Source organism: Streptomyces sp. NPDC058459, from assembly GCF_042721685.1.
Lineage (GTDB): Bacteria > Actinomycetota > Actinomycetes > Streptomycetales > Streptomycetaceae > Streptomyces.
In genome coordinates this window covers 1-1,505 of sequence record NZ_JBHXLV010000414.1, presented here as the reverse complement: position 1 = coordinate 1,505, position 1,505 = coordinate 1, and the positions used below count along the sequence as shown (strand labels likewise).

Genomic DNA, 1,505 nt, shown 5'->3' with positions numbered 1-1,505 from the left:
CCCCCGCGCACAGCCTTCCTCTTCACCGGCCAGGGCAGCCAGCGGCCCGGCATGGGGCGCGGACTGTACGAGGCCGAGCCGGTGTTCGCCGCGGCCTTCGACGAGGTGTGCGCCGCCGTCGACGGCCACCTCGGCAGGTCGCTGAAGGAGATCGTCTTCGCCACGGACGACACCGAAGCGGCCCTGCACCGGACCGAGTTCACGCAGCCCGCGCTGTTCGCCCTGGAGACCGCCCTCTTCCGGCTCCTGGAGCACCGGGGCGTCACCCCGGACGCCGTGGCGGGCCACTCCATCGGGACGGTGGCCGCCGCCCATGCGGCCGGTGTGCTGTCGCTCGCCGACGCGGCGACGCTGATCACGGCGCGCGGCCGGCTCATGCAGGCGCTGCCCGCGGGCGGCGCGATGCTCGCCCTCGCGGTGGACGAGGAGACGGCGCTCGCGCTGCTCGCAGGACACGAGGACACCGCCGGGATCGCCGCCGTCAACGGCCCCCTGGCCACGGTCGTCTCGGGCGCGGAGGCCGCCGTCGCCGACATCGCGGAGCGGGCGGCCGGGGCGGGGGTGCGGACCAAGCGCCTGAGGGTCGGCCACGCCTTCCACTCGCCGCTGATGGAGGGGATGCTCGACGCGTTCCGGGCGGTCGTGGCCGGGCTGGAGTTCCGCCCGCCGGCCGTCCCGCTGGTCTCCGACCTCACGGGGCGCCTCGCGACGACCGAGGAGCTGGCCTCCCCCGGCTACTGGACCGCGCACGTCCGGAGCACCGTCCGGTGGGCGGACGCCGTGCGCACGCTGCGGCGGGAAGGCGCCGGGGTCCTCCTGGAGCTGGGCCCGGACGCCGTCCTCGCCCCGATGGCCGCCGACACTCCGGCGGACACCGCGCCGGAGGGTCCGGCCGGGGAGATCGTGTCCGTCGCCGTCCTGCGCCGGGACCGGCCGGAGACGGTCGCCCTGGCGGAGGCGCTGGGCGCGCTCTGGACGGCCGGGGCGGCCGTCGACCGGAGGGCGTACTTCGACGGGCGCGGCACGGCCGCGCTCCCGGACGGGCTGCCCACGTACCCGTTCCAGCGCGAGCGGTACTGGCTCGACGTGCCCGCCAGGCGGCGCACGGATGTCGGCGGCGCGGGACTCGGCGTGGCGGAGCATCCGCTGCTCGGCGCGGCCGTCGAACTCGCCGACGGCTCGGGCGTCGTCCACACCGGCCGGCTCGCCGCGCACGCCCACCCGTGGCTGGCGGACCACGCCCTGCTGGGCACGGTCGTCGTGCCGGGTGCCGCGCTGCTCGACCTCGCGCTGTACGCGGGCCGCGCGGCCGGTGCGCCCGGCGTCGACGAACTCGCGCTCCGGGCGCCGCTGGTCCTCGACGACACCACCGCGACCGACCTCCAGGTGACGGTCGGCGCGCCGGACTCCGACGGGCGCAGGAGCCTCACGGTCCACGCCCGCCCGGCGGACACCGGGGGCCCGTGGACCGCCCACGCCTCGGGCGTCCTGGCCCAGGAGGAGAC

1 protein-coding gene is annotated in these 1,505 nt (G+C 77.7%); it reads left to right on the top strand.

All coding sequences use genetic code 11. From position 1 onward, the window contains the following. The coding region (locus tag ACFWN1_RS33225; RefSeq protein WP_384370479.1) for an acyltransferase domain-containing protein at positions 1 to 1,505 on the top strand (1,505 nt) is incomplete at both ends.